23 protein-coding genes are annotated in these 22,531 nt (G+C 66.9%); 12 read left to right on the plus strand and 11 right to left on the minus strand.

What is annotated here, in order from left to right; translation table 11 throughout:
• Positions 1-32: 32 nt before the first annotated feature.
• The 5 genes from purM to uraD all read right to left on the minus strand — a co-directional run bounded on the left by purM (position 33) and on the right by uraD (position 4,149).
• A complete protein-coding gene (purM, locus tag BIU82_RS13415) occupies positions 33-1,178 on the minus strand; it encodes a phosphoribosylformylglycinamidine cyclo-ligase (protein ID WP_070349971.1) in 1,146 nt (381 codons plus the stop codon).
• Positions 1,175-2,782, minus strand: coding sequence for an amidophosphoribosyltransferase (gene purF / locus BIU82_RS13420; protein WP_070349972.1), 1,608 nt, complete (start codon positions 2,780-2,782; stop codon positions 1,175-1,177). Before purF ends, purM begins: the two co-directional genes overlap by 4 nt.
• A gap of 79 nt (positions 2,783-2,861) precedes the next feature.
• A complete protein-coding gene (locus BIU82_RS13425; protein ID WP_070349973.1) occupies positions 2,862-3,182 on the minus strand; it encodes a hypothetical protein in 321 nt (106 codons plus the stop codon).
• A 131-nt stretch (positions 3,183-3,313) separates the two neighbouring features.
• Positions 3,314-3,655: a hydroxyisourate hydrolase gene (gene uraH / locus BIU82_RS13430; protein ID WP_070349974.1), complete on the minus strand. Its 342-nt coding sequence runs from the start codon at positions 3,653-3,655 to the stop codon at positions 3,314-3,316.
• Complete coding sequence (gene uraD, locus BIU82_RS13435; protein ID WP_070349975.1) at positions 3,652-4,149, minus strand: 2-oxo-4-hydroxy-4-carboxy-5-ureidoimidazoline decarboxylase; 498 nt, start codon at positions 4,147-4,149, stop codon at positions 3,652-3,654. The genes uraH and uraD overlap by 4 nt, the downstream gene beginning before the upstream one ends.
• A gap of 233 nt (positions 4,150-4,382) precedes the next feature.
• Here uraD and BIU82_RS13440 point away from each other — a divergent pair, with 233 nt between their 5' ends.
• Positions 4,383-5,477 carry an alanine--glyoxylate aminotransferase family protein gene (locus tag BIU82_RS13440; RefSeq protein WP_070349976.1) on the plus strand — a complete coding sequence of 365 codons (1,095 nt, stop codon included), beginning with the start codon at positions 4,383-4,385 and terminating at the stop codon, positions 5,475-5,477.
• A gap of 133 nt (positions 5,478-5,610) precedes the next feature.
• Here BIU82_RS13440 and BIU82_RS13445 read toward each other — a convergent pair whose 3' ends face one another.
• Positions 5,611-6,381: a cache domain-containing protein gene (locus tag BIU82_RS13445; RefSeq protein WP_070349977.1), complete on the minus strand. Its 771-nt coding sequence runs from the start codon at positions 6,379-6,381 to the stop codon at positions 5,611-5,613.
• Positions 6,378-7,181 (minus strand): GntR family transcriptional regulator, encoded by an 804-nt coding sequence (locus BIU82_RS13450; protein WP_070349978.1) that lies wholly within the window; start codon positions 7,179-7,181, stop codon positions 6,378-6,380. Before BIU82_RS13450 ends, BIU82_RS13445 begins: the two co-directional genes overlap by 4 nt.
• 183 nt (positions 7,182-7,364) lie before the next feature.
• Between BIU82_RS13450 and BIU82_RS13455 the strand changes: the two genes are divergently transcribed.
• The 6 genes from BIU82_RS13455 to fmdA all read left to right on the plus strand — a co-directional run bounded on the left by BIU82_RS13455 (position 7,365) and on the right by fmdA (position 13,277).
• Complete coding sequence (locus BIU82_RS13455; RefSeq protein ID WP_070349979.1) at positions 7,365-8,420, plus strand: ABC transporter ATP-binding protein; 1,056 nt, start codon at positions 7,365-7,367, stop codon at positions 8,418-8,420.
• 58 nt (positions 8,421-8,478) lie between these two features.
• Positions 8,479-9,672, plus strand: a complete 1,194-nt coding sequence (locus tag BIU82_RS13460; RefSeq protein ID WP_363968131.1) for an ABC transporter substrate-binding protein — start codon at positions 8,479-8,481, stop codon at positions 9,670-9,672.
• Between the two features lie 10 nt (positions 9,673-9,682).
• The gene (locus tag BIU82_RS13465; protein WP_139146636.1) at positions 9,683-10,642 is read left to right on the plus strand and encodes an ABC transporter permease; all 960 of its coding nucleotides are present in this window, start codon (positions 9,683-9,685) and stop codon (positions 10,640-10,642) included.
• A gap of 9 nt (positions 10,643-10,651) precedes the next feature.
• Positions 10,652-11,476, plus strand: coding sequence for an ABC transporter permease (locus BIU82_RS13470; protein WP_070349980.1), 825 nt, complete (start codon positions 10,652-10,654; stop codon positions 11,474-11,476).
• 158 nt (positions 11,477-11,634) lie between these two features.
• Positions 11,635-11,982 (plus strand): zinc ribbon domain-containing protein, encoded by a 348-nt coding sequence (locus BIU82_RS19370; RefSeq protein WP_083292339.1) that lies wholly within the window; start codon positions 11,635-11,637, stop codon positions 11,980-11,982.
• A 38-nt stretch (positions 11,983-12,020) separates the two neighbouring features.
• Entirely contained in the window at positions 12,021-13,277 is a 1,257-nt protein-coding gene (fmdA, locus tag BIU82_RS13475; protein WP_070349981.1) for a formamidase, read from the plus strand.
• Positions 13,278-13,290: 13 nt separating this feature from the next.
• Here fmdA and BIU82_RS13480 read toward each other — a convergent pair whose 3' ends face one another.
• Both BIU82_RS13480 and BIU82_RS13485 read right to left on the minus strand, forming a co-directional pair.
• The gene (locus tag BIU82_RS13480) at positions 13,291-13,551 is read right to left on the minus strand and encodes a hypothetical protein (protein WP_253182782.1); all 261 of its coding nucleotides are present in this window, start codon (positions 13,549-13,551) and stop codon (positions 13,291-13,293) included.
• 45 nt (positions 13,552-13,596) lie between these two features.
• Positions 13,597-14,535: an Lrp/AsnC family transcriptional regulator gene (locus tag BIU82_RS13485; protein WP_070349982.1), complete on the minus strand. Its 939-nt coding sequence runs from the start codon at positions 14,533-14,535 to the stop codon at positions 13,597-13,599.
• Between the two features lie 268 nt (positions 14,536-14,803).
• Between BIU82_RS13485 and BIU82_RS13490 the strand changes: the two genes are divergently transcribed.
• The 4 genes from BIU82_RS13490 (at position 14,804) to BIU82_RS13505 (ending at position 18,934) form a co-directional block, all read left to right on the plus strand.
• Positions 14,804-15,655 (plus strand): ABC transporter substrate-binding protein, encoded by an 852-nt coding sequence (locus BIU82_RS13490; protein ID WP_070349983.1) that lies wholly within the window; start codon positions 14,804-14,806, stop codon positions 15,653-15,655.
• 21 nt (positions 15,656-15,676) lie between these two features.
• A complete protein-coding gene (locus tag BIU82_RS13495; protein WP_070349984.1) occupies positions 15,677-16,411 on the plus strand; it encodes an amino acid ABC transporter permease in 735 nt (244 codons plus the stop codon).
• On the plus strand, positions 16,408-17,199 hold the full coding sequence (locus tag BIU82_RS13500) for an amino acid ABC transporter ATP-binding protein (protein ID WP_070349985.1): 792 nt from the start codon (positions 16,408-16,410) through the stop codon (positions 17,197-17,199). The genes BIU82_RS13495 and BIU82_RS13500 overlap by 4 nt, the downstream gene beginning before the upstream one ends.
• 61 nt (positions 17,200-17,260) lie before the next feature.
• Positions 17,261-18,934, plus strand: coding sequence for an amidohydrolase (locus tag BIU82_RS13505; RefSeq protein ID WP_070349986.1), 1,674 nt, complete (start codon positions 17,261-17,263; stop codon positions 18,932-18,934).
• A gap of 148 nt (positions 18,935-19,082) precedes the next feature.
• On the opposite strand, the gene BIU82_RS13510 is transcribed toward BIU82_RS13505, so the two are convergent.
• Positions 19,083-20,273 (minus strand): serine hydrolase, encoded by a 1,191-nt coding sequence (locus tag BIU82_RS13510; RefSeq protein WP_070349987.1) that lies wholly within the window; start codon positions 20,271-20,273, stop codon positions 19,083-19,085.
• Positions 20,270-21,685: a cytosine permease gene (locus BIU82_RS13515; RefSeq protein ID WP_070350396.1), complete on the minus strand. Its 1,416-nt coding sequence runs from the start codon at positions 21,683-21,685 to the stop codon at positions 20,270-20,272. Before BIU82_RS13515 ends, BIU82_RS13510 begins: the two co-directional genes overlap by 4 nt.
• A 178-nt stretch (positions 21,686-21,863) precedes the next feature.
• Between BIU82_RS13515 and BIU82_RS13520 the strand changes: the two genes are divergently transcribed.
• The gene (locus tag BIU82_RS13520) at positions 21,864-22,529 is read left to right on the plus strand and encodes a TetR family transcriptional regulator (protein WP_070349988.1); all 666 of its coding nucleotides are present in this window, start codon (positions 21,864-21,866) and stop codon (positions 22,527-22,529) included.
• Positions 22,530-22,531 lie beyond the last annotated feature (2 nt).

A 22,531-nucleotide genomic window follows, 5' to 3' on the forward strand; every position in this document is an offset into this window, starting at 1 on the left:
GCGGGGGAGTGGACTAGAAAGCCGGCGTTCGCCTAGGCGTAGGCGTTCACCAAACGGACCGCGCCGCCGTCGACGCCCTTGGCACCCTGGACGTAGTCCGGGCCGCTCTTGTCGATCGAATCAGAGTCCGCGGACACGGTACCCATGATCCAGGACGGCAGGCCGCGTTCGTTGAGGCGTGCCACGGCGGCATCCGCAACGGACGGGGACACGATGGCCACCATGCCGACACCCAGGTTCAGGGTGCGCTCCAGGTCGGCCAGCGGAACGTTGCCGAGCTCGGAGACCAGCTTGAAGATGGCGGGCAGTTCCCAGGTGGCGCGGTCCACGGTGGCCACGAGGCCCTGCGGCAGCACGCGGGCCAGGTTGGCTGCGAGGCCGCCGCCGGTCACGTGGCTGAAGCCGTTGACGCCCTTGCCCGAGTTCACGGGGAAGGTGCGGGCCAGGTCCAGGCAGTCCGCGGCGTACACGCGGGTGGGCTCCAGCAGTTCCTCGCCCAGGGTGCGGCCGAGTTCGGAGACCTGGCGGTCCAGGGCCCAGCCGGCGTGGTTGATGACACGGCGGACCAGGGAATAGCCGTTGGAGTGCAGGCCGGAGGAGGCCATGCCGATGACGACGTCGCCGGCCTTCACGCGCTCCGGGCCGAGCAGGGCGTCGGCCTCGACAACACCGGTGGCGGCACCGGCAACATCGTATTCGTGCTCGCCCAGCAGGCCCGGGTGCTCGGCGGTTTCGCCGCCCACCAGCGCGGTGCCGGCCACGGAGCAGGCCGAGGCGATGCCGCGCACGATGCCGGCGATGCGCTCCGGGACCACCTTGCCGCAGGCGATGTAGTCGGTCATGTAGAGCGGCTCGGCGCCGACCACCACGATGTCGTCAACCACCATGCCCACCAGGTCGAAACCGATGGTGTCGTGGATGTCCATGGCCTGGGCGATGGCGACCTTGGTGCCCACGCCGTCCGTGGAGGTGGCCAGCAGGGGCTTCTTGTACGTCAGCAGCTTGGAGACGTCGTACAGGCCGGCGAAACCGCCGACGCCGCCGAGCACCGAAGCGTTGTGCGTCGCCTTGACGGCGTCCTTCATGAGTTCGACGGCGCGGTCGCCCGCTTCGACGTCGACGCCGGCGGAGGCGTAGGTGATGCCTGCGTTCTCAGCGGCGGGGGAGGCGGAGGTCATACGGACTCTTTCTTGTCGGCGTCGGTCAGCAGATTCTCAAACTCGGCATCGGGTCCTGGATCGCAGCCCGTTGCGCCCGGCTTCTCTGCCGGGTCTTCTGAATCGTTCACGGCGGAGTCCGACGCCGGCAGGCCGCCGAGGTCGGTGCGCTCCAGCAGGTTCTTGCCCAGTTTGTCCGAGGCAGGAAGCTCGATGGGGTACTTGCCCGTGAAGCACGCGGTGCAGAGGCGTTCGCGCGGCTGCTGGGTGGCGCCGATCATGCCATCTTCGGAGATGTAGGCGAGGGAGTCGGCGCCGATGGCCTGGGAGATTTCCTCGATGGTGGCGCCGTTGGCGATCAGTTCCGCGCGGGAGGCGAAGTCGATGCCGTAGAAGCAGGGCCACTGCACGGGCGGGGAGGAGATCTTGACATGGACGGCGGCGGCGCCGGCTTCGCGCAGCATGCGCACGATGGCGCGCTGGGTGTTGCCGCGGACGATCGAGTCATCCACCACCACCACGCGCTTGCCGCGGATCACGGACTCCAGCGCGTTGAGCTTGAGGCGGATGCCGAGCTGGCGCAGGGTCTGTGAGGGCTGGATGAAGGTGCGGCCCACGTAGGAGTTCTTCACGAAACCGTGAGCGAAAGGGATGCCGGACTCTTCGGCGTAGCCCACGGCGGCAGGGGTGCCGGATTCCGGTACCGGGATGACGATGTCCGCTTCCTGGGTGTTTTCGCGGGCCAGCTGGCGGCCCATCTCCACGCGGGATTCGTACACGGAGCGGCCGGCGATTGCGGCGTCCGGACGGGCAAGGTACACGTACTCGAAAACGCAACCGGCCGGCGTCGCGTCCGCGAAACGCTGGGAGCGGACACCGTTCTCGTCGATGGCGATGAATTCGCCGGGTTCGATCTCGCGGATGAAGCTGGCACCCACGGTGGCGAGGCCGGACTGCTCGGAGGCCACCACCCAGCCGCGCTCCAGGCGGCCGAGGCACAGCGGACGGATGCCGTAGGTGTCGCGGGCGGCGTAGAGGGTACCTTCATCCATGAAGACGAAGCAGAAGCCGCCCTTGATCTTGGGCAGCAGTTCCATGGCGGTTTCTTCGAGGGTCTTGCCGGCTTCGCCTTCGAGGAGGGCAGTGACCAGGGCGGTGTCAGAGGTGTTGCCCTGCTTCATTTCGCCCGTGAGCTGGCCGTTGTTGCGCTCCAGGATCATTTCGCGCAGTTCGGCGGTGTTGGTGAGGTTGCCGTTGTGGGCCAGGGCCACGGTGCCGGTGGCGGTGGCGCCCAGGGTGGGCTGCGCGTTGGCCCAGTGGCTGGCTCCGGTGGTGGAGTAGCGGCAGTGGCCGACGGCGAGGTGCCCGGTGAGGGTGTTCAGGGTGGTTTCGTCGAAGACCTGGGACACGAGGCCCATGTCCTTGTAGACGTTGATGCGCTTGCCGTCGCTGGTCGCAATGCCAGCCGACTCTTGTCCGCGGTGCTGCAGCGCATACAGCCCGTAATAGGTGAGTTTTGCTACCTCTTCGCCAGGGGCCCAGACTCCGAAGACGCCACAAGCGTCCTGGGGTCCTTTTTCGCCGGGGAGAAGATCATGTGAAAGTTTTCCGTCGCCACGTGCCACTGGTCGATTGTCTCATGTATCGGCCGTGGTATTTTCCCGTCCCGGCAAATGTGACCCGTCGAACTCCGGGCCGGGCTGCTCAGTCTTCCTGTGCTTCGTCTTCCGGGACGGCTTCCACGATGGCGTGCTCGCGTTGCTTGAAGCTCAGGCGGTCCAGGATCAGTGCGGCGATGCAGCCGAGGATCACGCCGCCGGCGGCGAAAGCAACCGTGAAGAAGCCGAAGACCGCGCCGGCATCGAACTCCGGGTGGCTGGGCAGGCCGAACGCCACAAACGCGGCCACAATGATGCCCACCACGCCGCCGAGCACCATGAACGGCACGAAGCGCGGGGCACGCCGTACGGTGATGCGCCGCTCGGAAGTGCCGTCCGTGGAGTTGCTCGAGTTCTCAGAAACCATGCCTTCCAGCCTACCGGTTCCCGCCCGACCCCGACTTCCCGCCCAAGCCAACGCGGAGTCACTTACGGCCCATGTTTGCTGCCCGGATGGGCCGTAAGTGACCCCGCGTTGGGAAGTGTCGGGAAAGGAGGTCAGCTGCCGCGGTACGTGGAGAACGCGAAGGGGCTCAGCAGCAGCGGCACGTGGTAGTGCTCGCCGGCGTCGGACACGGTGAAGCTCAGGTCCACCTCCGGGAAGAAGGTGTCCGCGCCCTGGCCCGCGTAGTACGCGCCGGTGGCGAAGTTCAGCTTGTAGGTGCCGCCGGGCACGCGCTCGGGGCCGAGGTTCTTGATGCGGCCGTCCGCATCGGTGGTGCCTTCCGCGACGGGAGCCCAGCTGCCGCCGTCGAGCTTTGAGAGCACGACGGCGACGCCCGCCGCCGGGCGGCCCGAACCGGTGTCGAGGATATGGGTGGTGATTTGGGAAACGCTCATGCGCCGATAACTCCTTCAAGGCGGAGCAGCGCGATTTCGCGGAGCTGCTCTGCGACGATGCGGTCTTCTTCTTCCGGGGTGTGGCCGAGGCGTTCGTTGAGGGACGCCAGGATCTCGGCGGCGCTGCGGCCGGCGGCGCGGATCAGGAAGACCCGGTTGAACTTTTCTTCGTAGGCGCGGTTGCCTTCGGCCAGGGCACGGGCGGTGGCGTCGTCGCTGGGATCGACGCCGGACTGCTCCGAGCGGGACATCGCGGCCTCAGTCGTGGCAGCCTGCGGGCGTTCGCCGATGCGCGGGTGGTGGGCAAGCGCGGACTCGAGTTCTTCCGCGGTGAAGGGGGTGGCGGCGTCCTTGGCGAAGGCCAGGAGATCGTCCTTGCCGTTGAACGGGCGGGCATCGGCGATTTCGCCGACCCAGCGCTCGACGTCGAGGCAAGGGCGCAGGACTCCAACGGCGTCCGCACGGTCTGCGCTGTTGAATACTGCAAGCTGCATGCTTGTTCATTCCTCGTGCAAATGCTGGCATCCATGGTGACGGCTATGTGGAGCTCCGGCGGTGGTGCCGAATAGGTGCCCGGTTGCCTTACGCAGCCCAGAACCTTCCACATCATGGAACTGTTATTTCAGCATGCGTAATAGTCAAGCCGAGTCGCCGCGCCGCTGTCAAGAGCGTACCGTCCGCGGCGGCGCTGCGGCAGAATGGGCCCCAACACGCGAAGGAGTCCGCCATGCCAGCCATCCTGACGTCAAGGTTCCTCTTCGGCCCCGGCCCGGGCAACGCCTATCCCGAGGCGATGGCCGCGCTTTCCCATCCGGTGATGGGTCACCTCGATCCCGTGTTCATTGAACGACTGGACCGCACGTGCGCCGGCTTGCGGGCGGTCTGGGGAACCGCGAACACCCGCACGCTGCCGCTGAGTGCCACCGGATCCGGCGGCATGGAGGCCGCCTTCGTGAACACCGTGTCCGACGGCGACGTGGCCGTCGTCGCGGTCAACGGCCTCTTCGGTGAGCGCATGTGCGAGGTGGCCCGGCGCTGCGGCGCTACGGTCGTCCGGGTGGACCATGAGTGGGGGCAGCCTGTCGACGTCGAACGCGTCCTTGCGGCGCATCCGGCACCCAAGGTGATTGCCGCCGTCCACGCGGAAACATCCACGGGAGTCATCTCGGACATCGCCACCCTCGGCGCGAACAAGGGTGACGCCTTGCTGATCGCCGACGCCGTGACCTCAATCGGCGGCCTGGAGCTGCTGGCCGACCAATGGGGGATCGACGTCGGCTACGCCGGAACCCAGAAATGCCTCGGCGTGCCGCCGGGGCTCTCGCCGTTCACTGTGTCCGAGCGGGCCTTCGAGCGGCGCATCCACGAGCCTCGCTCCTGGTACCTGGATATCGGCCTGCTCGGCGGCTATGCGGGTGCCGCCACGGGGAGCCGGACCTACCACCACACCGCGCCGGTCACCATGATTGCCGGGCTCGAAGCCGCCCTGGACCGCATACTCGCTGAAGGCCTGGACGCCGTGCAGGCCCGCCATCATGCGGCCGGCGCCGCCCTGCGCGCTGGCCTGCAGGAGCTGGGTCTGGAACTTTTCGCGGCGGAGGGCAGCCGCCTGGACAGCCTCACCACCGTGAAAGTGCCCGACGCCGTGGATTCCGTTGCCGTGCGCGCTTACCTTTTGCGGAACTTCAGCATGGAGATCGGCGCCGGAGTGGGGGCGTTCAAGGACTCGGTCTGGCGGATCGGAACCATGGGACCGAACGCCTCGCCGGCCGCAGTGACCCTGGTGCTCGGCGCGCTGGAGGAGGCGCTGGCGAAGGCGTGATGGTTGCCTCTATCCGGCAGCCGCGGTAATTGGTCCTGCAGATCAGGCGACATACGAGGCTTGAACGTCGCCTGATCTGCAGGATCGATGGCGGCGCCGCGGTGCGGCGAACGCCCCGCAGCCCAGCTCAGCCTCAGCCCAGTGCCGCTTCCACCGATGAGTAGATGCGGAACTGCCGGCCCGCCGGCCAGCTCTCCGCGCCTGAGGCGGGCACTACCCGGTCTCCGGCGTCAATGTCCGCGGTGGCGCAGATGACTGCGCGGCCGCCGTCGTTCGCAACAGCGGAGTCAGCGGAACCCGCCGCGGAAACGTTCACCAACGCGGCCCGCGGTCCGATCCGCCGCAGCGGCGGCAACCCGAGCCGCTCCAGGGTCTGCGCCGTGACATCCACGCCCACGATGCCCGCGATCTGCCCGCCCCTGAAGACGGGATGCGTGAACGTCAGCACGTACTCGTCGGTGCAGAGCAGGTCGATGTACGGGCCGGTGACATGCGGCCGCCCGGTCTCCACGGGGATCCTGAACCACTCGGCGCGGGTGTAGCGGCTGAGGGATTGCGGGCTGAAGTTGGCCAGGGCGTCCACGCGTTCCATGTCATCGCCCTGCCACCAGGCAATGTAGCTGCGGTCCGGGCCCAGCAGCCCGAGTGTGGCGATGAAGCCCGCCCCGGCCACCTTTGCGCCCGGCCCTTGGAGCAGGGTCTGCACCGAGGGACGGATGAACTTGTCCACGGCGGTGCCGGTGGGCTTGCCGCAACCGTCGAGCCAGGCCGAGGTGGCGGCGGCCCACTCGGCCACCTGCCCTTCGATGCCGGCCACGATGGCCTCGATTTCCCGCATTTCCGCGGAGTGGCCGGTGGTGTCACCGTGTGCAGGCGTGGTCACGCCGGCGCCGTTGCCGTTCATGGTGTTGCCTTCGTTTCGTGCGGCTGCCCGGCAGACAATTCGGCCAGGAGCCACGTGGTGGTCAGGTTGATGAGTTCCTTGGTGCGGGCCTCGGCAGCGGCGGCGTCGTGCCGGGACACGGCGTCGGCGATGGCCGCATTGAGCTCCGCGGTCTGTTCGCAGAAGGACGGATCGTTGAACGGCAGCAGCGTGAGGGTGCCCATGTCCACCTGGATCCGCAGCAGTTCCCGGGCCAGCCTCGCCGAGCGTGCCGCGGCTGCCAGTTCCAGCAGGAATTCCGACGCCGAAAGCCGCCACTCCAGCGGCGTGGCGGTTCCGCCTCCGCCCGGCTCAGCCGGGGCTGGGTCCGCTCCCGCGGGACGGATGTATTCGCGCATCGCCTGCACGTCGTCGTCGCCGGCGCGCTTGGCGGCCACGGCCGCGCAGGTGCCCGCGATCGCCTGGTAGTGCAGGCCGAGGTCCGTGATCTGCAGGCGGGTGAGGTCTTGCAGGCGCTCGCGGGCCCGGGCAGGGGAGGGCAGGGCGTCCTCGGCGATGAAGCTGCCGCCGCTGCGGCCGCGCACGGTGCGGATGAGGCCTTGGCCGCGCAGCTGGGAGAGGGCTTCGCGGGTGGTGACGGCGGAGACGCCCAGGGCGCTGGCCAGTTCGATTTCGTTGGGCAGCCGTTGCCCGCTCACCAGCAGCCCGGTTTCCACTGCCAGTTCGATGCGGCGGCACACCTCGTCCACCAGGCCGCCGGACTTGATGGGTGTGAACACCGCGGCCAGGCTGCGTGATGCCCCGAGCGGGGAAAGCGACATGGGCGGCCTCTCTGGTGCCTGGTGGTCCGGTGCTTACGCCATCGTAGCCGTCACATTTCCAAGGGTCTATACATAAAACCTCTTATGTAATAGTCTTTCCGGCAGATCGGCTGGAAAGTGCTCCGCATCACACGGATCGCTGGCCATATATGTCCCCTCATCACCCGCACGGAAAGGCACATCATGAGCGAAACGGCTCCCAGCGCAGAGGTCCCCGCCATCCGCCTCCGCCAACTGGTCAAGAGCTTCGGCGACACCAACGCGGTGGACGGCGTGGACTTGGACATCCGGCAGGGCGAGTTCTTCTCGATGCTTGGCCCCTCCGGCTCGGGCAAGACCACGGTGCTGCGGCTGATCGCAGGCTTCGAGCTGCCCACTTCCGGCACCATCGAACTCGAAGGCAAGGACGTCAGCGGCAAGGCCCCCTTCGAACGGGACGTCAACACCGTGTTCCAGGATTACGCGCTGTTCCCGCACATGAGCCTGGTGGACAACGTGGCCTACGGGCTGCGGGTGCGCGGCATGGCCAAGGCCGAACGCCGGGAGCGCGCCGTCGAAGCCCTGGAGCGGGTGCAGCTGGGCAAGTTCGTCTCCCGCCGCCCGGCCCAGCTGTCCGGCGGGCAGCGGCAGCGCGTTGCCCTGGCCCGGGCGCTGGTGGTGGAGCCCAAGGTGCTCCTCCTCGACGAACCGCTCGGCGCCTTGGACCTGAAGCTGCGCCAGCAGATGCAGATCGAACTCAAGGAACTGCAGCGCTCGCTGGGCATCACCTTCATCTTCGTCACCCATGACCAGGAAGAAGCGCTCACCATGAGCGACCGGATCGGCGTCTTCAACAACGGCCGGATCGCCCAGACCGGAAGCGCCCACGAAATCTACCAGCGCCCGCAGTCCGAGTTCGTGGCCAACTTCGTGGGCACCTCGAACATCTTCGGTTCCGAACTCGCCCAGGACATCTACGGCCGCCGCGAACAGTTCGTGGTGCGGCCCGAGCGGCTCGCGCTCGCCTGGGACGCGGTGTCGGGTTCTCCAGCCGGCGACGGCGGTGCGGCCTTGCGCGGCACGGTCACGTCCGCCGTCTACGTGGGGCACGCGACCCAACTGCACGTGGCGCTCGACGCCGGGCCCGCCGTCGTCGTCCTCAGCGGAGGTGAGCTGCCCCCGGCTGACCAGCTGATCGGCCGGCAGGTGACGGTGGGCTGGGCCGGACACGACGCCGTCTGGCTCCCCGACGCTGCATGAACAAAAGCAGCCTGAACAAAGACCCCAAGAAGTACCCGTACCAGGAAAGGCAAGAACAGTGGCAAACAAGATGAAAGCGCTCCGCACCGCCGGAGCCCTGGCCGTGGCCGCACTGGCCCTGGCCTCCTGCGGCACCGCCTCGGGAAGCAACACCGGCGGCAACGGCGCCGCGACTCCGGCCAAGACCGAAATCGGCGCAGGCGAAGGCAAGGTCTCCATCCTGGCGTGGCCCGGCTATGTGGAGGACGGCAGCAACGACCCCAAGGTGGACTGGGTCAGCGCCTTCGAAAAGGAATCCGGCTGCCAGGTGGAATTCAAGCCCTTCGGCACCTCGGACGAAGCCGTGACCCTCATGCGCACGGGACAGTACGACGTCATTTCGGCCTCGGGCGACGCCTCGCTCCGGCTGATCGCCGGCGGCGACGTCCAGGAAGTCAACACCGAGCTGCTCAAGAACTACGCGGACGTCTACCCGTTCCTCAAGGACAAGGCCTGGAACACCGTGGACGGCAAGAACTACGGCATGCCGCACGGCTGGGGAGCCAACCTGCTCATGTACCGCTCCGACAAAGTCACCCCCGCGCCCACCTCCTGGAGCGCCGTGTTCGACGACGCCGCCAAGAACACCGGCAAGGTGACCGCCTACGATTCGCCCATCTACATCGCGGACGCGGCCCTGTACCTGATGAAGCACAAGCCGGAACTCGGCATCAAGAACCCCTACGCCCTGGACGCCACCCAGCTGGCCGCCGCGGTTGAGCTGCTCAAGGAACAGCGCAAGCACGTGGGCGAGTACTGGTCCGACGTCGTCAAGGAAGTTCAGTCCTTCGCCTCCGGCAGCTCCCTGGTGGGCACCACGTGGCAGGTGGGTGCCAACATCGCCAAGGCCGACGGCACCAAGGTGGAAACCGTGCTTCCCGAAGAAGGCGCCACCGGCTGGTCCGATACCTGGATGATCAGCTCCAAGACCAAGAGCCCCAACTGCTCCTACAAGTGGCTGGACTACATCGCCAGCCCGGCAGCCAACGCCCAGGTGGCCGAGTACTTCGGCGAATCCCCGGCCAACCCCAAGGCCTGCGAACTGACCAAGGACAAGAAGCACTGCGAAACCTTCCACTCCGGTGACGCCTCCTACGCGGAGAAGATCTGGTACTGGACCACCCCCGTGAAGAAGTGCGTGGACGGCCGTACGGACGCCACCTGCACGGACTACTCGGAGTGGACCAAGGCCTGGACGGAAATCAAGGGCTAGGACAATGACAATGCAGCTCAGGCAGCCCGGCACCGGACCGGGCACCCAGAAGGCCCCGGGAAGCGGAGGCGGCGGCACCACCGCGCGCGCCGCCGTCCCGCGGGCCAGGAAGAACTCCCTTTCCGCCCTGCTGGACCGCTCACCGCGGCTCCGGCTGGCGGGCCTGCTCACGGCGCCGGCTGCCTGGCTGGGCATTGTCTACGTGGCCGCGCTCGCGGCCCTGCTCATCACCGCGCTGTGGACCGTGGACAGCTTCACCGGCAAGGTCTCGCAGACGTGGACCCTGGACAACATCCTCCAGGCGCTCACGGATCCGGTGTACCAGGCCATCGCCCTGCGGACGCTCTGGATCGCGCTCGCGGTGACCGTTATCGACGCCGTGCTGGCGCTGCCCATCGCGTTCTTCATCGCCAAGGTGGCCACGGCCCGCTGGCAGAAGCTCCTGGTGGTGGCGGTGCTCATGCCGCTCTGGGCCAGCTACCTGGTGAAGGCCTACGCCTGGCGCAACGTGCTGGCCGAGGGCGGCTTGCTCGAATGGCTGGGCACGCCGCTCGGCCTCAGCAGCCCCGGCTACTCGGAAACCGCCGTGATCATCACCCTGGCCTACATCTGGCTGCCGTACATGATCCTGCCCATCCACGCGGGCTTCGAGAAGGTTCCGGATTCCCTGCTGGAGGCCTCCAGCGACCTCGGCGCCAAGCCGTGGACCACCATGCGCCTGGTGGTGTTCCCCATCCTGGTGCCGTCCATCATCGCGGGAACCATCTTCACCTTCTCGCTGTCCCTGGGCGACTACATCACGGCACAGATCGTCGGCGGCACCACGCAGGTGCTCGGTACCGTGGTGTACGCCAACGTGGGCGCGGCCAACAACCTTCCGTTCGCGGCCGCGGTGTCCCTGATCCCGATCGTGATCATCATGGTCTACCTGTTCGCCGTCCGCCGTACCGGCGCCCTGAACAACCTCTAGGAGCATGCTGTGAGACTTTCCCGCAGTGCCAAGACCGTCCTGGGCATCATCACGGCGCTCATCCTGCTCTTCATCTACGCACCGCTGTTGCTCGTGGTGGTGAACTCCTTCAACACGGACCGCACCTTCGGCTGGCCGCCCAAGGGCTTCACCCTGGAATGGTGGGCCAAGGCCTTTGACTCCGCCGGCGTGCGCGAGGCCCTGGCCACCTCGCTGTGGGTGGCGCTGGTGTCCACGGCCATTTCCCTGGTGCTGGGAACCCTGCTGGCGCTGGCCCTGCAGCGCTACCGCTTCTTCGGCCGCGAAGGCGTGAACCTGCTGGTCATCCTGCCTATCGCCCTGCCCGGCATCGTCACCGGCATCGCGCTGAACAACATGTTCACCACCATCATGGGCGTCTCCCTGAGCATGTGGACGGTGATCATCGCCCATGCCACGTTCTGCATGGTGACCGTGTTCAACAACGCCATCGCCCGGCTGCGGCGTATGAACGGGCGGCTCGAGGAAGCGTCCGCGGACCTCGGCGCCGGGGTGTTCACCACCTTCCGGCTGGTGACGTTCCCGCAGCTGCGTTCGGCACTGTTGGCCGGCGGCCTGTTGGCCTTCGCGCTCAGCTTTGACGAAATCATCGTCACCACCTTCACCATCGGCGCCGGCGACACCACCCTGCCCATCTGGATCCTGCAGAACCTGTTCCGGCCCAACCAGGCACCCGTGGTCAACGTGGTGGCCGTGGTCCTCATCCTCATCTCGATCGTGCCGATCTGGCTGGCCCAGCGGCTCTCCGCGGACTCGGTGGGGGTGGCGCGGGTGAAGGCGGGCAGCAGCAAGTAGCCCGGCTCCGGCAGCGGCTGAGGTAACACGGAGCAGACGGCGACGGCGGCACCTGCGGCGGGTGCCGTCGTCGCCGTCTGCTCTGCCAGAGCTATCGGCGGAAGCATTCTGTGCGAAAACGGGGTGATCTCCCTGATCCATTGAAAGTTTGGTATTCCATGGATAGCCTCGGGGGACGCGCGCAAAACGTCCGACCGGGGGAAAGGACCGCATTAGTGGCACTCTACGAATACCGTTGCCCCACGTGCTCAGATTTCGAAGCCACCTTTCCAATGGGCGCCGCGCCGGATACGTTGACCTGCCCCCGCTGCCGGTCAAATGCCCGTCGCCGGATCAGCGCACCCCGGCTCTCCCGCACGGGCACGGCAGCCTTCCGGCTCATCGATTCCACCAAGCGCAGCGCGTACGAACCCGATGTCGTGACGTCACGTAATCCCGGGTCCGGCCGGGGCAAACCCCGGACCAGCTCAGCCAACCCCTTGCACCAGAAACTGCCGCGGCCGTAACCCTACGGGCGCGGCAAGCTATTTAAGGAGGATCATCAATGCCCGAGCATGTTTTCCGACTGGACTCAAGGAAGAAGTTCGAGGAGCAGGAGAAAGTCGGCCACAACCGCTGGCACCCGGACATTCCACCGGTGGCCACGGTAAAGCCGGGGGATTCCTTCCGCGTGGACTGTCGGGAATGGTTCGATGGCGCGATTGTCAATGACGACTCGGCCGAAGACATCCTCAATGCCCCATTGCTGACGGTGCACAAGCTCAGTGGGCCGTTCGCCGTGGAAGGCGCCAAGCCGGGAGACCTGCTGATCGTGGACATCCTGGATGTGGGGCCGATCCCACAGGAGGATTCCGGTCCCTTGGCCGGCCAGGGCTGGGGCTATACCGGGATCTTTGCCAGGAACAATGGCGGCGGCTTCCTGACGGAGCAGTTCCCTGACGCGTATAAGGCGATCTGGGACTTTTCCGGCCAGACCGCCACCTCGCGCCACGTGCCAGGCGTCTCCTTCACCGGGCTTATCCATCCCGGCCTGATGGGCACCGCGCCGTCGGCGGAGCTGCTGGCAAAGTGGAACAAGCGCGAAGGCGACCTCATCGCCACCGACCCGCACCGGGTTCCGCCGCTGGCGCTGCCGCCCGAGTCCGCGCACGCCGTCCTCGGAAGCCTGTCCGGCGCCGAATTCGACCGGGTGGCCCAGGAAGCGGCCCGCACCGCCCCGCCGCGGGAGAATGGCGGCAACCAAGACATCAAGAACCTCTCCAAGGGCACGCGGGTCTTTTACCCGGTGTTCGTGGACGGGGCCAATCTATCGGTCGGCGACCTGCATTTCTCCCAGGGCGATGGCGAGATCACCTTCTGCGGGGCCATTGAGATGGGTGGGTTCATCGACCTGCGGGTGGACCTGATCAAGGGCGGCATGGACACCTATGGGGTCCACGAGAATGCCATCTTCATGCCCGGCACTACGGATCCGCAGTACAGCCAATGGCTGGCGTTCTCCGGGACCTCGGTGACCCTGGACGGCGAGCAGCGCTACTTGGACTCCCACCTGTCCTACCAGCGCGCCTGTCTGCATGCGATCGACTACCTGACGAAGTTCGGCTACAGCCCGGAGCAGGCGTACTTGCTGCTGGGCGCTGCGCCGATCGAGGGCCGCCTCTCCGGGGTCGTGGACATTCCGAACTCCTGTTCCACCGTCTACCTCCCCACGGCGATCTTCGACTTCGACGTCCGGCCTTCCGCTTCCGGTCCGCACCAGATCGACCCGGGCATCGGCGCGCCACGGGCAAGCAACCGCTGACTTTTAGCGGGGCCTAGCGCTCAGGCAGGCCGGGCAATTCGCTGTTGGCGGCGGTCTCGATCCAGTCCACGGCTTCGTCCGAGAAATGGAAGCCTTCCGGGGTGGTTTCGCCGGACCACCACGCTTCGGACGAGATGGAACCGCCCGCCTCCACGATCTCAGCGATGATGTGGCGCGGAACGGCGTCGCCGTTGTTGTTGATCAGCCATTCCCGGGTGTCCGGGGTCAGCCGCAGCCACCATTTCGCCATGTCCAGGGGCTCGTCGAAGGTCATGCGCCCAGTGTCCCACCACGGCGGCGCGCGGGGGAGGGGTGGGTGCTACTTCGCCGGGGCGGCTTTCGCGGCCGCCACCTTCGCGGCGAGGATCTTGTCCAGCGGCTTGTCGTAGCGCTCCTGCACGATCTTCAGGTGCAGCCAGGACTCGGCACCTGCCACGGAATCCAGCGCGCGGAGGCTGTCCAGGATGCCGTGCATTTCGTCCGGCGTGGCCACACCCACCGTGGCCACCAGGTCGTACCGGCCGAAACACGTGGCGATGAACTCGACGCCCGGCGTCGCGGCCAGGAAATCGATGGCTTCCTCCGTGCCCTGCGAGGTGGAAATACCGAAGCCGAAAGCCAGCGACTGTGACGATCCGGAACGGCTGAGGATGGGCCCGATCTGCATGACCCGCGCGTCAAGCAGCCGCAGCACCCGGACGCGTGCGGCGCTCGCGGAGAGGCCCACCTTCTCGCCCAGCGCCTCGAAGCCGAGCCGGCCGTCCACCTGCAGCTCGCCCATGATTTGCAGGTCCGTGTGGTCCAGTTCCAGCCCCGGATCCGGAGGCTCCTGCCCCAGGAACAGGCTGCGGACCACGTCCTTGTACATCAGGACGTCGACGGCGGCCACGCCCTCCGCGAGGCGCAGCGTTTCGATGTCCTGGTAGAGCCGTTCCATGGTGGGCAGCCGGAGCTCCGCCACCACACCGTATTTGCCGGTGGTCAGCGAGGCGAAGACCGCGCCGTCTAGTCCGGCGAGGACCTCCAGTGCGGCCTGCGCGGAGCCGCTCAGCTGGACGGAGACATGCGCGACGGCGGTCAGGCCCAGCAGGCGCGGATGCACCGCTGCCACGATGCGCAGTTCGCCCGAGGACAGTAGTTCGTTGACCTTGGCTGTCGCCGTGGAGCGCGTGACGCCGAGCTGCTTCGAGAGCTCGCTGAACGAAGCGCGGCCGTCGGCTTGCAGGAGGCGGATCAGCCGCTCGTCCAGGGAATGCATGGTTCTCACCCTAGTCCCCACCGGCTCGGCAGCACGGGCAGCGGAATTGTCATGTGCCAATAGTGTCACGGGAGGTCTCTGCGGCAAAGAAATTTAGCTCCAAATATCAATCCTAAGAACAAAAACTCTGTCAAATATCAATCACGCAACGGAATCGCTTGATTAACTCCTCGTTTTCGCTACCATCGTGACCAGCGCCACATCCGGTTCCCCTCCGCCGTCGCGCATTGCATCAGACGTCCGCATCCCCCGTTCATTGGAGACGTACATGTCCACCTTCACGAAGGCCGCCCTGGCCGCGGCAGCACTCACCCTCGTACTGAGCGGCTGCTCCGGTGCCGCCACCCCCGCGCCCGCCGGCTCCGGCGGCGACAAAGCCCCCAAGGGCCTGGCCACCGCGGGGAAGCTGACGCTCTGCATCGATCCCGAGTACGCCCCGCTTGAGTACTATGCCAACGGCTCCAGCGGCGAGATCGTGGGCTTCGACGCCGACGCCGCCCGGGCCCTCGCCAAGCACTGGGGCGTGGAGACCAAGTTCGAGGTCACTACCTTCGACGGACTCATGCCCGGACTGCAGACCCGGCGCTGCGACGCGATCTTCGGCGGTCTCTACATGAGCAAGGCCCGCCTGGAAGTGGCCGACGCCGCGCCCGTGATGAACGCCGGTCCCGCCATCCTGGCCGCGCCGGACAACACCGGAAAGTTCAAGGAACCGCTGGACCTGTGCGGCCACTCGGTGGCTGCCCAGAGCGCCTCGGCCAACGCCGCCCGGATCGTGGAACTGAAGAAGGAATGCAAGGACGCGGGCAAGGAAGAACCGCGCCTCACCGAGTATCCGAAGACCGCCGAAACCGTGCTCGCCGTACTCAACGGCAAGTCCGAAGCCTTGATCGAAACCAATGTGGCCGCCGCGTACATGGCCTCCCAGAACGAAGGCAAGCTCGCCGTCGCGCCCGGCGTCTTCCCGCCGGACACCACCTTCGGCGTCTTCACCCGCAAGGGCGACCAGCTCAGCCCCGCCGTTGCCGAAGGCCTGAAGGCCCTGCATGCGGACGGAACCCTCGCCAAGATCGCCACGCAGTACAAGCTCGATCCGGCGATCGTCGACGTCAAGCACTGACGCCCTGAAAGGACCCTCCTGATGGAATTCGACGTCGGCATCTTCCTCGCGCAGCTGGTCAACCCCAGCTACCTGAGCGGTGCCTTCCTGTCCGTCGCCGTCGCGGTGCTGTCCCTGGTGCTGGCCACGGTGATCGGCTTCGTGGTGGCGCTCGGCCGCACCTCCCGCAGTCGGATCGGCCAGGGGGCGGCCGGGCTGTACACCTGGTTCTTCCGTGCCATTCCGGCGCTGCTGGTGCTCCTCATCATCTGGAACGCCCTCCCTCAGCTCTTCCCGGTGCTGCGGCAGGAATGGTTCTCGCCGTTCATCGCCGCGTTCATCGGCCTGGGCGTGGTGGAGGCCGCGTTCATGGCGGAGATCATCCGTTCGGCCTTGCTCAGTGTGGACGAAGGCCAGGCGCTGGCAGGCCGCGCGCTGGGTATGTCCCCGGCGAAGGTCATGCTGAAAGTCATCCTTCCGCAGGCCATCCGGATCGCCCTGCCGCCCACCGGCAACGAATTCATCGGCTTGGTGAAGTTCTCCTCGCTGGCCTCCGTGATCTCCCTGCAGGAACTGCTCACCACGGCGCAGGTGGGTGTGAACATCACCTTCCGCTACGCCGAGTACTACGCCGCGGCGATCGTCTACTACCTGATCATCGTCAGCCTGCTGACCTTGGTCCAAAGCCAAGTGGAGAAGAAATTCGTATGGACCTCACGGAAAAAACCCAGGAAGCTTCCCGCGCAGGAACCCGCAGGCCAGGGAGTGTTCTCGTGAGCGAAACAACCGCTCCTGCCAGCCCGGTCCTCAGCGTCCGGAACCTCCACAAACGCTACGAAGACCAGCACGTGCTGCGCGGCGTCGGGTTCGACATCCACAAAGGCCAGGTCAAGGCCGTGCTGGGCCCCTCCGGTTCGGGCAAGTCCACCATGCTGCGCCTGATGGCGCTCCTGGAGCCGGCCGACGACGGCGAGATCCTCCTGCACGGAAAGCGCATCGGGGTGCGTGAAGGGGGAGCCCGGGGCGGTGCTGCTGTTGCCTTGCCGGAGCGCGAGCTTGCCAAGGAGCGCCGCAACATCGGCATGGTGTTCCAGAAGTTCAACCTCTTCCCGCACCTTTCGGCCTGCCGCAATGTGATGCTCGGCCTCACCTCGGTCAAGGGTGTTCCGCACAAGGACGCCGAGGAACAGGCCATGGCCATGCTGGCCCGGGTGGGCCTGTCCCACCGCTCCGGGCACTTCCCCTCGGAGCTTTCCGGCGGCCAGCAGCAGCGCGTGGCCATCGCCCGGGCCCTGGTGATGAACCCGGACGTCCTCCTCTTCGACGAACCCACCTCGGCGTTGGACCCCGAACTGGTGGGCGAAGTCCTGGACGTCATGGAATCCCTGGCGCAGGACGGCATGACCATGATCGTGGTCACCCACGAGGTCCGCTTCGCCCGCCGCGTGGCGGACGAGGTCACGCTGTTCGACGGCGGCGTGATCGTGGAGCAGGCCGCGCCCGACGACTTCTTCGACAACCCCCAGCACGAACGCACCAGGAAATTCCTGAGCCATGTTCATTAACGGCAGCGTCCATTAGTGCAACTGACGTTTTGACCAACAACAACACGTAAGGCCCTTATCCATGTCACGCCTGGCATCGCACGAAACTTCGCCCATCGCCCCCGCGGCCACCATCTTCCACGGCGGCACCATCCGCACCGTTGACGAACAGAACTCCACCGCTGAGGCGATGCTGGTCATCGGCAACCGGATCGCCGCCGTCGGGACCCTGGCGGACTGCCGCACCGCGGCGGGCGAACTGACGACGGCGGCCCCCGCCGTCGTCGACCTCCAGGGACGCACAGTGGTGCCCGGCTTCCTGGACCCGCACGCGCACCCGCTCATGTACGGGCAGCTGCTGTCCTGGGTGGACTGCGGGCCGGACGTGGCGCCGGACATTCCCACCATGCTCGAACGGCTGAAGAAGGCCGCCGAGGAAACCCCCGGCAACACCCCGATCCGCGGCTACGGCTACGAACACCGCAACCTGGCCGAACGCCGCCATCCCACGCGGCAGGAATTCGACACCGTCTCCACCACCCGCGAGGTGTACGTGATGAACGCCAGCGGGCACGGCGGCGTGGTGAATACCTTCGTGCTGGAGCAGGCCGGAATCGGCAAGGACACCCCCAACCCGCCCGGCGGCACCTTCTTCCGGGACGCCGACGGCGAGCTGACCGGTGAGCTGTCCGACTCCGCCTGCGACATCCTCACCGGCGCGGACGGCGTGAAGCTGGGCCACCACGGACCCAACTTCCACCTGGGCGACAGCAAGGAAGAGCACCGCGCCCAGCTGCTGCACGCCCAGCGTGAATTCCTCAGCCACGGCGTCACCACCATCGGTGACTGCCAGGTCACCAAGCGCGAATTCGCAGCCTACCTGGACCTCGTGGAGCGCGGCGAACTGCGGGCCCGGGTGAACGCGTACTTCCTGTCGAGCCTGTTGGACGAGGTGCTGGAGCTGGGCCTGGTGGACAAGTTCGGCGACCCGCTGCTGTCCTTCGCCGGCATCAAGCTCTACGCCGACGGCACGCTGGGCGGCTGGACGGCGTACTTCCCCGAGGGCTACCGGGACGATCCCTGCCGCACCGGATCGCTGTACCACGAGCCCGCCGAGTACAAGGCGCTGGTGGCCAGGGCGCACAGTGCCGGGCTGCAGACCGCCACCCACGCGCAGTCGCCCACGGCCATCCAGCTGGTCCTCGACGCCGTGTCCTCCGCGCTTGAGGCTTCGCCGCGGGAGGACCACCGGCACCGGATCGAACACTGCGGCCTGCCCACGCTGGAGCAGATCGACCGCATGGCTGAGCTCGGGATCATGCCAGTCAACCAGCCGCAGCACTACTACAACTGGGGACCCGGCGTTACGGATGCCATCGGTTCCCCGGGTGAGCGCTTCAACCCGCTGGGCGAATTCGTGGCCGCGTCCGTGCCCGTGACCATGAGCTCGGACGCTCCCGTGGCGGATCCCCGCCCGCTCGAGGCCATCCAGACCTCGGTGACCCGCCTGACCCGCTCCGGCGTCCAGCTGGGCGGAGACCAGTTGAAGATCGACGCCGTCGAGGCCCTCCGCGCCCACACCATCAACGGCGCCCGGGCCATGGGACGCGAGCACGAACTCGGCTCGCTGGAGCCGGGCAAGCTGGCGGACTTCGTGGTGCTGGAAGCCGACCCCTTGGAGGTGCCCCACGGCGACATCAGCGGCATCGGCGTGCAGGAGACCTGGGTCAACGGGGTGCAGGTGTACGCAGGGTAGGGGTTTCCTTGGGGCCGGTGGTTGAGCCTGTCCAAGCCGGTGGTTGAGCCTGTCGAAGCCGGTGGTTGAGCTTGTCGAAACCGATCTCGACAGGCTCGATCACCAAACGGGTGGTTGAGTTTGTCGAAACCGATCTCGACAGGCTCGATCACCAGTCCTGCTCCAGGGCGCGGGACATGTCCAGGAGCAGGCCGTCCTGCAAGCGGTCCAAGGCCTCTGTTCCCGGGTGGGGCCAACTGGACAACTTCACGATCACCGCTCCGGCCTGCGGGTCAATCCACAGGCTCTGGCCGTGGATTCCGATCCCGAGCACCACACCGCGTTCGTTCCCGGTACACCACCACTGGCGTGTGTACGAGCCGCGCGGATGGATCGCCGTGAAATACGGGGCGGTCATCGCCAGCGGATCTCCGCCGTCGAAAATACTGCTGACCCAGTGTTCGGGCACCACCCGTCCGCCCGGTGCCATGCCGCCGTCGAGCATCAACTGCCCCACCCGCGCCAGGTCCCGGGCCGTGCAGGACACGCCGCCGTTCGCGAAGCCGAAACCGGTGTGATCGACCGTGATCGAGGCGTCATGGTCCGCGCCGATCCTGGACCAGAGGTATTTGGCGAGCGCCTCGCTGTACCGCAGCCCCGTGACCGACTCGACGATCCACGCCAAGACATCCGTGTTGGCGGAACAGTACTGGAAAGTGCCCACCGTCCCGTTGCCCCGAAGCGTGGTGAGGAACGCGTAGGTGCCTGCCGGATCGCCGTCCCGGCGCGTCCGCCAGCCGCCCGAGCGGTCGTGCTTCTGCACCTCGGCTGACGGGTCCAGGTAATCCTCCCGGTAGTCAATGTGGATGGCCATGTCCAGCACTTGCTGGACCGTGGGGCCGTCGTACACCGAGCCCTTCAGTTCCGGAACATAATCGACGACGGCGGCCTCCGGGTTGATCCTGCCGTCACCGACCAGCGCGCCGACCGTCAGCCCGCACAGCGATTTGGACACGCTCATGATCAGGTGCGGACTGTCCGGCGCGAATCCGGGACGGTAGTACTCGGCCACCACCTCATTGCGGTGCAGCACCAGGAAGGCGTCCGTGTACGTGTCCTCCAACCGCCTGGCCAACTCGGGGACTTTGCCTGCCAAGCTGCCCAGCCGCTCGGTAGCCGCCGGCGTGGCGGGCGGGAAACGGCGCGGAACCACCGCCGTCGGGATGAGTTCGCGCAGGTTGGCGAAAGCCCAGCTGATGTTCGGCGGCTCCTGCCAGTTATCCAGCGTGGGGCCGCCGGCCGGGGCGCCCGGGTAACGGTCCGGATGGCGGGCACTGGCTGCTGCGCTCCCGGACGTCACGCGCTGGGTCCTTCGGCCGCGATGATCGGGCGGCTCCGGAATGCCGGATCCCGGCGGGACAGGACGGTATAGGACACGGAGGTGACAATCATGGACACCGGCACGGACAGGTCGATCAAGCCCATGGCCTCGGAGGCCGGGCCCGTCCAGAGCTCCGTGGCCAGGAAGAAGGAAGCGACGCCTGCGCCGAGGACCACGGAGCACAAGCCGGCGAGGTTCCAGCCGCCCGAATACCAGAACGGGGCGCCGGGAGCCTGGTTGAAGAGGTCGACGCCGTCGTAACGGTTCCGGCGCCGGATGACGTCCGTGGCGAAGACCGCCATGGTGGGGCCTGAGATGAGGATCAGGACCTGCAGCATCATGTTGACGGCTTCGAGCAGGCTGGTGGACATCACCAGGTAGATGGTCAACAGGGTGCCGATGGCCCCCACCACCACGGCCGAGGGAATGCGGCGGATCGGGACGCCGATGGATTGCAGGGACATGCTGGCGGTGTAGGTGGTCATCCCGTTCAGCGAGATGGTGTTGAGGACGACGCCGAGGACGAAGAGCGGGCCCAGCCACGCCGGAAGGAGGCCCAGCAGTGCGGATTCGATGCCCAGGTCCATCGCGGCGGGCTCGACGGCGGTGGCCAGGAGGGCGCCCACGGCCGTGAAAACGATGCAGGGAATGGCGCCGCCCAGGGCGGTGGCGGCAACAATGTGCCCCGGCTTGGTGGACCGCGGCAGGTAGCGGGCCAGGTCCGGGCTGTTGGAGTAGGAGAGCGGCGTGGAGGCAAGGATCGCGAAGCCGATGGAGACGGCGGACCACAGCGCCGTGCCCTCCAAGGGTTCTGCTGCCTGGTAACCCCAGTCCGCCTGGGGCAGGACGAAGACGGTAACCAGCACGAAGATTGCCAGCAGCACCGCCGTCACGGCGGGGTAAGTGCGCAGGATCATGCCGTGCCCGTACACCGCCACGATGACCGTGATGGCGGCAACCACCACGGTGACCAGCACCGGGCCAAGCACCGGATCGCTGAGGCCGGCCTGGGCAAGGAGTTCGGCTCCCAGGAACGAGGAAGCCAACCAGTTCAGGGCCAGGAACACCGCGGAGATGAACCAGCCGTAGAAGGCCACCACAACCTTGTTGCCGCGGATCCCGTAGATGGCGCGGGTAATCACGGAGCCCGACGTCCCGGCGGCCGGGCCGCTCGCGGCCACGATGCCGGTGAAAATCCAGGGCAGGCTGCCGGCCAGGATCACCAGGAAGGCCTGCCACAATTCCAGGCCCGTCAGGATCAGGGAAGCGCCCACCGTGAAATTCAGGACGCTGACATTCGGCGCAGCCCAGACGGGGACAAGGTCGCGGGCGCGGCCGTGGCGCTCGCCGGCGCTGATCAGTTCGATGCCGCGGGTTTCCGGGGTGCGCAGTGTTTCAGTAGTTGCGGGGCCGGCGGGGGCCGGGGCGGTAGGGGTAGCCGGATCATGCAATGGAGATGGGGACACCGTTGTTCCTCTCGACAGATCCGGGACAGGACCGGACCTTGATTGCACTATTGGTCACTAGACCAAAAGCGATATTGGTCACTAATCCAATAGACTCGAGGGCATGGTGTCAAGCCCCTCTCCGCGCATCCGAAAGCTGGCCCAGGACCGCCGGGCCGAAATCCTGGCCGAGGCCGCCGGCATTGCGCTGAATGACGGGCTGGAGCGGATTACCTTGCGTGCGGTTGCGGACCGCCTGGGGGTGCGCCCGGGGCTGATCACCCATTACTTCCCGGCAGCCGAGAATCTGGTGGTCGAGGCTTTTGTCCAAGCGGTTTCGGAGGAGCGCGAAGAACTTTTTCCCGACGGCGGAACCCCCGTGGAGCGCTTGGCGCACATCATTGCGCGGATTGAGTCAGGCCGGGCGTTTGCGCTGAGCCGCTTGTGGCTGAATGCCCGCCATGCCTGCCGTTTCAGTCCCTTGCTGGCGGAGGCCCTGGACAGCCAGGAGCACCTGGACCGGACACGGCTGGTGGCGCTGATCGAAGACGGAGTGCGGTCCGGAGACTTCAGCCTGGCGGATCCGTTCGCCGCCTGCATCCGCATTTTCGTCGCCATTGACGGCGTTGGTGCCTACGTGAACAACCCGAACCCCTTTGATTACGAGGCTTTTGCCCGCTTCGTCACCGACGTTGCCGAGTGGAGTGTCGGGATGCCTTCGGGCGCCCTGCGTTCGGCCGTGGATGAGGCGGCGGCCCGCCTTCCGGACCCGCCCGCCCCCACCCCGTAATC

The sequence above is a fragment of the Arthrobacter sp. SW1 genome (genome assembly GCF_001766675.1).
Classification (GTDB): Bacteria; Actinomycetota; Actinomycetes; order Actinomycetales; family Micrococcaceae; genus Arthrobacter.

Coding starts and splice junctions, on each gene's coding strand:
- purM (WP_070349971.1), bottom strand. CDS start 1,178: ATGACCTCCGCCTCCCCCGCCGCTGAGAACGCAGGCATCACCTACGCC.
- BIU82_RS13425 (WP_070349973.1), bottom strand. CDS start 3,182: ATGGTTTCTGAGAACTCGAGCAACTCCACGGACGGCACTTCCGAGCGG.
- uraH (WP_070349974.1), bottom strand. CDS start 3,655: ATGAGCGTTTCCCAAATCACCACCCATATCCTCGACACCGGTTCGGGC.
- uraD (WP_070349975.1), bottom strand. CDS start 4,149: ATGCAGCTTGCAGTATTCAACAGCGCAGACCGTGCGGACGCCGTTGGA.
- BIU82_RS13440 (WP_070349976.1), top strand. CDS start 4,383: ATGCCAGCCATCCTGACGTCAAGGTTCCTCTTCGGCCCCGGCCCGGGC.
- BIU82_RS13445 (WP_070349977.1), bottom strand. CDS start 6,381: ATGAACGGCAACGGCGCCGGCGTGACCACGCCTGCACACGGTGACACC.
- BIU82_RS13450 (WP_070349978.1), bottom strand. CDS start 7,181: ATGTCGCTTTCCCCGCTCGGGGCATCACGCAGCCTGGCCGCGGTGTTC.
- BIU82_RS13455 (WP_070349979.1), top strand. CDS start 7,365: ATGAGCGAAACGGCTCCCAGCGCAGAGGTCCCCGCCATCCGCCTCCGC.
- BIU82_RS13465 (WP_139146636.1), top strand. CDS start 9,683: ATGCAGCTCAGGCAGCCCGGCACCGGACCGGGCACCCAGAAGGCCCCG.
- BIU82_RS19370 (WP_083292339.1), top strand. CDS start 11,635: ATGGATAGCCTCGGGGGACGCGCGCAAAACGTCCGACCGGGGGAAAGG.
- fmdA (WP_070349981.1), top strand. CDS start 12,021: ATGCCCGAGCATGTTTTCCGACTGGACTCAAGGAAGAAGTTCGAGGAG.
- BIU82_RS13480 (WP_253182782.1), bottom strand. CDS start 13,551: ATGACCTTCGACGAGCCCCTGGACATGGCGAAATGGTGGCTGCGGCTG.
- BIU82_RS13485 (WP_070349982.1), bottom strand. CDS start 14,535: ATGCATTCCCTGGACGAGCGGCTGATCCGCCTCCTGCAAGCCGACGGC.
- BIU82_RS13490 (WP_070349983.1), top strand. CDS start 14,804: ATGTCCACCTTCACGAAGGCCGCCCTGGCCGCGGCAGCACTCACCCTC.
- BIU82_RS13495 (WP_070349984.1), top strand. CDS start 15,677: ATGGAATTCGACGTCGGCATCTTCCTCGCGCAGCTGGTCAACCCCAGC.
- BIU82_RS13505 (WP_070349986.1), top strand. CDS start 17,261: ATGTCACGCCTGGCATCGCACGAAACTTCGCCCATCGCCCCCGCGGCC.
- BIU82_RS13520 (WP_070349988.1), top strand. CDS start 21,864: ATGGTGTCAAGCCCCTCTCCGCGCATCCGAAAGCTGGCCCAGGACCGC.